The sequence below is a fragment of the Sabulicella glaciei genome, assembly GCF_026183895.1.
Lineage (GTDB): Bacteria > Pseudomonadota > Alphaproteobacteria > Acetobacterales > Acetobacteraceae > Roseococcus > Roseococcus glaciei.
This window is the reverse complement of the sequence record NZ_JAPFQI010000031.1, coordinates 29,648-35,912: the sequence shown is the minus strand read 5'-3', so window position 1 is coordinate 35,912 and position 6,265 is coordinate 29,648. Positions and strand designations below refer to the sequence as shown.

Sequence of the window (6,265 nt, the reverse complement as noted above, 5' to 3'; positions counted from 1 at the left end):
TCCAGCCGGTGTGAGCGGCGAAGCAGGAGCCCGCGTGCTGCGAGCGACGCCGAAGGGAAGACCACGGCCCGCACGTCAGAATGCCGCGCCGAGACACTCCCGCGCACAGGTCTCCTAAGCAGACGTGGCGCGTCCTCGTGCGGGAGAATCGGGTCGAGGCCGCCTGTGAGCTTCCGCGCATCCGCTTGTCCTTTGAGTTGGGCGCGTGGGCCGCGATCGACCCACGCATTCCTCCTCGGGTGCGCTAACAGGCCGGTGATAGGCGCCGTGGTTCTAGGCTTGAGGCTTGAGGCTTCGGGGCTAGGCCTCCGGCCCCAGGCCCCTTGTGGTTGAGTCAACCGGCTTCTTCGACACGAGCAAGGCAACTGGGCGCCATCAAGGCGTCCGCCCAGATGCCCTTGAGGTTTGAGGGCCCTCGCCGATCAGGTGCAGAGTGATGTCCCGCCGATGCGAGGCCATGCGGTGCTCGTACAGGTAGATGGCTTGCCATGTCCCAAGGAGCGGTTGTCCATCCGCCACGGGCACCGAGAGCTGAGTTTGAGTGAGCGCTGCGCGGATATGAGCGGGCATGTCGTCTGGGCCCTCCTCCGCGTGACGGTAGCGGTCCGCTCCCCCATCAGGCACCAGCCGCGCAAGGAAGGCTTCCAGGTCGGCCCGGACGTCCGGCGAGGCGTTTTCCTGGACCAAAAGCGAGGCCGAGGTGTGGCGGCACCAAAGGGTTAGCAACCCTGTCTCGATGCCTTGCGCCCCGGCCCAGGCGCGGACGTGGCCAGTGATGTCGAGAAGCCCGCGGCCCGTCGTCTCGACGCGGAGGTGGTGAAGGCGCTGCAGCATCAACGTCATTCTCTTACTCATGCTTCACCTTGTTCTCCCTCCGTTGGCGGCGCCAACGGGGAGACACTCCAGTCAGCATGGATCAAACGGTCGAGTCCCTCCCCTGCCCCGCTCAGTCCTCGTCGGTCTTCAGCTCCATGGACGCGAAAACGTCTGGAAGCCGATCCAGCAACGCCCCGATGAATTCCTCGTCGATCGTCTTGTCGAAAGAGATGACCCAGCGCCCATCCCGTTGGAGAGCGCCGGCAATCTGCCGCTTTCCGTGAAACACCGGCAGAGCCGCGCGGCGGCCCATGGGCTTCATGACTGGCTTGTTGTCGCGGATCGCGGCCAGGGCCACGCGCACCTCATCGAGAGTCCCGAAATCCTCGCCCGCGTCCTTGCGTGAGTGAAAATCTGAAAGGGCCTGGAGAGCGCGCGTCTCCGCGTGCGGCGTCCTGTGTTTCTCCAGTGCGGAAACCAGCTCGATGCAGGCGCGTAGGCTGATCGCGTAAGGCTCGCGGAAGGCGCCAACGATGGATGGAGGAATGCGGTTAAGTCGCAGGACGTGGCTGATCAGCGACAGATCCACCTCGTAGAGGGCGGCGAGGTCCTTCATGGAAAGACCCATCATTTCCATGGAGTGCTTGTAGTACCGCGCACGCTCAAGAGCCGAGAGGTCTTGACGGTGATAGTTCTCCCCGAAACGCGCCCTGAGCATCGCCTCGTTCGACATGGCTCGTACGCGGGCGAAGACTTGGCGCCCCACAAGCTTGCACGCTGCCAAGCGCCGCTTTCCGGCCGCGATCTCGAAGAGCGTGCCGTCAGGCACGTCCGGCTTCGGCCGGACCAGGATCGGGAAGTCCTGGCCTCGGCTACTGATGTCCTGGGCCAGAGCCCGCAAGGATTCCTCGCTGTAGGCGGAGTCGAAGCGGTCCTGGGGGAACGGGTCTGAGATTAGCTCAGGGTCGAGATAGTAGCACTCGGACGGATCGCCTTCTTTTCGAGCGTTCTCCACATCGCGCTGCAGCTTCTCGATGACGGCCTGTCGCTGCGAGAGTTCTTCCTGGAGCGAGGAGTTTTCACTTGCGAACTTGGCCGCTTCGCTGATCGCCTGCTCCAGCTTGGCCTGAATGCTTTGCTGACGCTCCTCGGCCTTCACGATGGGCACAAAGGGGGCAACCGACTTGAACGCGTTCAAGTCTCCCCCGCCGAAGCCGGCGATCTGGTCGTCATCCCCCATGTCGTCCGCGACGGACTGGCGTGGGGCGTTGCGCTTGGGGATCGATGTCTTGGTGGTCATGAGTAGCCCCCTCCCCTCACGCCGGCATCAGCTGCGAGGCCGCCGACCGGTCTTTCTTGGCCCGGCCCCAATAGGCGAGGATCTCGTTCTCGATGCTGAGCCCGATCGCGTCCATGGCGGCCAGGGCGCGCTTGTGCGACCGATCTTCGGACTTTGCCGGTGCGTGCTCGTAGAGGGTCCAGCGGATATTGCCTGCGGTCGCGAGAGCGCTTGTTTCGACCATGTGGTCGGCCAGCCGCAGATCCTTGTGCACGTCCTTCTCGATGCTCTCCAGCATATCGGCTTGGGGGCGGCTCGTGTTGACGTAGCGGTTGCAGAAGATCTTGATGAACTGCCACCCCTCCCAGTCACTGCCCAGAAACTGTTGGTTGTGCTGCTCGATCTTGCCGAGATAACCAAGGAAATCCGCCATAGAGCGCAGATCCACGCTGCTGGGCAGGATGGGCAGCAGCAGGCCATTGGAGGCCGTGAAAGCATTCAGGGTGAGCAGGCTGATGTCGGGCCGCGTGTCGAAGATCACCACGTCATAGGGCTTGCCGACATGCTCGACAAAGCCCTTCAGTTCCATGTCGTAGGGCCTGTCGGCGCCGAAGGTCGAGCGGTCCGAGTTCTTTCGGGCGGCCAGCAGGCTCTCAACGTGCTGCAGTCGCGCATTCGCGCAAACGAGATCGATATTCGGCCAGTAGGTTTCGACGATGGCTTGCTCGGCAGCCTGCCTGTCCTCACCTTCGCGGCGATCAATCCATGCGTTGATGGTCGCGCCACCCGGCAGTAGCTCGCCATTTTCACCAAAGCCGACCTGCCAGGTCGGGTCCAGACCGAACAAGGACGTCGTTGAGCCCTGCGCATCGAGGTCAACGAGCAGAACCCGATAGCCGCGCAGCGCAAGATATTGCGCGAGGTGAACAGTGATTGTGGATTTGCCCACGCCGCCTTTGTAGTTCGCACCGGTGATGACGAAGGGGCGGTCGAACTCCCCCTTCCCTACCCGGTAGCGGTCGTGGCTTTTCGCCGCGAGATGCTCACGGGCCCGATTGATCTCTTGCAGCGTGAACCAGCGCGTGCTGCCGCTCTTCTCGCCCTGCGGAAAGCCGTCACCTTCGGCGATTTTGACACGGAGATAGCTTTCCGTGATGCCCAGGAAGGTCGCAGCTTCCTTGGTGCTGAATGCGCGAAGATGCTTGACGGGCCTGCGGTCCTCATTGCGCTTGGCGATGATGAGGGCTTGCCGCTTACGCAGCTTTGCCATCGCGTCAAAGAGCACGGGATGCCAGCTGGTCTTCATGATTCCCTCCGCGGAGCGGCGGGAGGCTCCCCAAGCGCAAAACGCCAACCCCCGAAGGCATTTTACGATTGCACGCCGAACCCCCCTCAGGCGCGCTTTCCTATCAAGCCTTAAGCAACGCGGAGGCGCAAGGGAGTTGAACGCGTTCAAGCATGTTCACGCTCAGCGCATGCGCTTGGTGTGAGCGGGACGCAACAGTAAGTGACGCGGACAATCCTTTCCCGCCTCGGCGAAGGGCATCCCAACCCCCCTTCCCTACCCTCACCTTCGATGAGCCGAAGCGCGTCACCGCACGCGGATTCTCACGACGCCGACTTGAATGCGATCAAGTCGGCCGCGGCGCTCGGTCCGCAAATGAAGGCTCGGTCAGGGATGATGCGGCAAAACACGAGAAATCAAGCGGCTTGATCGCGGCCATTCCCAGCGTCGCCTGAGCGTCGTCAGGCGCTAAAGGCGCTGTCGCGCCGCACAAGTCCCGAGAGCCAGGAGTGTCCTGACGGTCATGTTTTGTTCTTTATTCCCAGCTGCGTGAACACTCTCAAGGCCAGCCGATCGTACGCGCGTTAGGAGCGACCATGGAGCCCTAGTTCGGCGCACAACAGGACCCCAAAATGTCGAGTTCAAGGACCAGAGAAGCGAACAACAAGACAGTTGAACGCGTTCAAGTCGAGGCAAGCGTCCATTCCCGTCGTCATGATGGAGGCCGGGAAGCTGCGCGGCCTTGGTCAAAACGTCACAAGGGGCGCCACAGAAAACATGCAGCTCTAGTTGAACGCGTTCAACTAGACAGGAAGTTGGCCGCACAAATAAGTCCGCGAGAATCATTGTGGTCTTGTTTTGTTCACAATGCGGCAGTTCGTCTCAAGCTGCGCCGTGGCCGACCGGTCTACACTCCAGTTGACGGCCTTTGAGGCTGCGGGCACAGCTCTCGCGGCATAAGCACGCTTTCGGTCCACACCCATCACTTGAACGCGTTCAAGCAAGATGGGGCGCCCCGTGTGTCACTATGGCGAGGCCAGTTGAACGCATTCAAGCGTCGTCGCCCTTGGCTTCCTGTTGCCCCCCGATGTGACGGGAGACAGGGGAGGGGGCTCGTCGGGCCAAGGAACTTCATGCGCCACCTGCGTCGGTCCGCAGTCGCCTTTTGTGGCCTCGCGCCGGCCATCCCGAGACCAGGAAGCCGATCCTCGGCCACGTCATCATGATCCGTGAGCGGAGTTGGTCGAACTAATCGTTGAATCCCCGAGGCCGCTCTTCCAACATCCACGCAAGGGCACCGGGGCTAAGCGCATTGTTGCACGGGCAGCAGCCGGTGACGGCCTGCATTTCACGGGACCCAGAGGCAGCGTCAAACCATTCGCGGCACCGCAGGAGCTGACGGCCAGGTCTTTCACCCAGTGCGGCGAACCCCTTTGGTGCCGACCCTCTACTTGAACGCGTTCAAGTCGGCCCTCTGCCAGCTGTCGCTGAGCACTCCTGGATGCTGTGCGGCGGCAAACGACCCGCCTTATAAGCGAGCCACATTGCAGGTGGGCAGCTCGTGCAGTTTCGGACTGGAGTGCTCACTCAAACGGCAAGAGATGCGGGCCCGGCAAGTACCTGGGAACCGACGTCTTGCGTCGCGGAGAAGGGAGGGGAGGGGAGGTACGGTCCCACGCGCGCGCAGCACCATTTTTTCCCAGAAAGGTAACCTCAAGCCGGAATAATTTTAGTTGATTTCAGGAGGTTATGGGCGTTTCAAAGGTTTCCCGCGAACGATGGGCTCGCGAGCATGAAGCGGCCCTTTCGTTCAGGAGCCCCTCCGATGCTACTCATGCCTGACAAGAGAAATTACTTTCCTTCGGAAAATATAGGGTGAAGAAGGCTCGCGGCTCCGTTCGCAGGACGACACTCGCGTCACTGAGAACTTTGACTCTACGAGGCTGATCGACGGCCTCTCCTGACTGGAGTGCATCGAGCGAGGCTGCGCCTTCCGCAACGATGGGATGGAGCACGCCGTCTCACTGGGCAGCTCGAGGATCTCGCGGCTGCGTCGGACCACCCCGGCGCTCGACCTCTCGATGAGACTGACTTAGCGCATTGCAAGACTGCAGCTGCCTCAGCCCTTCACGTGGAAGGCCCCGGCCAAACGACCCAACTCCACGGGCATGAACAACCTGACGCGCGGCGTCCGAACCGCCGAGGTACGAGACGCTTACTCACGGCCATACCCGGGACCACTTACTCCAGGCATCTTGTGCACCTGACCATGCGATCGGCGGACCAGGTCAGCCAGGTCCAGATAACTGTTTCGCAGCACCGGAGGTGGCAGGGCGGGCTCGGGAAAGAAGCAGATTGCGCGAGAGGCTGCTCGCTGGGCAGAAGCTAGGCATCAAGCGCAAACTGAACCGCCCAGGCGCGGCGGCGTTTGTCCTCCACGGATGGGACCAAAAGAATGACGGGCCTTTCTGACAACTCGAAAGGAGTCTTGCGCGCGCTTGCACAGTCGGTCGCGACGCACCGGAGGGCTGGCCGCACAATGGACGACCTTCCTGCGGATCAGCGTGAGTTGCTGCAAGCGATGTCAGAGGCGCAACGCGACTTCTTCATGCATGAGTTGGCGGTGAGCCAGGCTGAAGCAGGAAAGCAGCGCTTCAGGGAACAGCTCAGCGCAAGGCTCTTGCGCGGCTTCCCGGAAGCCCCGCTTTCCTAGGAAGCAGTGGGGTGCGCCGGACTTTGGCTAATGCGAATCTTCGCTTGGAAGAGGCGGGGGTTGGGAGCAGGGGGCATGACCTCTTGATCACCTCGCTTGGAGGCTGAGGCCTTTCCGCGCCCGTGTCGGCGGCCGGCCAGTGCCTCCCTTTGCGAGCTCGCGCAGCTCCGCC

4 protein-coding genes are annotated in these 6,265 nt (G+C 62.1%); 1 reads left to right on the top strand and 3 read right to left on the bottom strand.

Annotated features, from left to right (window positions below):
* Positions 1–375: 375 nt before the first annotated feature.
* The 3 genes from OF850_RS22100 to OF850_RS22090 form a co-directional block, all read right to left on the bottom strand.
* The gene (locus OF850_RS22100) at positions 376–834 is read right to left on the bottom strand and encodes a secondary thiamine-phosphate synthase enzyme YjbQ (protein WP_301592489.1); all 459 of its coding nucleotides are present in this window, start codon (positions 832–834) and stop codon (positions 376–378) included.
* A 112-nt stretch (positions 835–946) separates the two neighbouring features.
* Complete coding sequence (locus tag OF850_RS22095; RefSeq protein WP_301592488.1) at positions 947–2,116, bottom strand: ParB/RepB/Spo0J family partition protein; 1,170 nt, start codon at positions 2,114–2,116, stop codon at positions 947–949.
* Between the two features lie 16 nt (positions 2,117–2,132).
* Complete coding sequence (locus tag OF850_RS22090; RefSeq protein ID WP_301592487.1) at positions 2,133–3,401, bottom strand: AAA family ATPase; 1,269 nt, start codon at positions 3,399–3,401, stop codon at positions 2,133–2,135.
* A 2,518-nt stretch (positions 3,402–5,919) separates the two neighbouring features.
* Here OF850_RS22090 and OF850_RS22085 point away from each other — a divergent pair.
* Entirely contained in the window at positions 5,920–6,093 is a 174-nt protein-coding gene (locus OF850_RS22085; RefSeq protein ID WP_301592486.1) for a hypothetical protein, read from the top strand.
* Positions 6,094–6,265 lie beyond the last annotated feature (172 nt).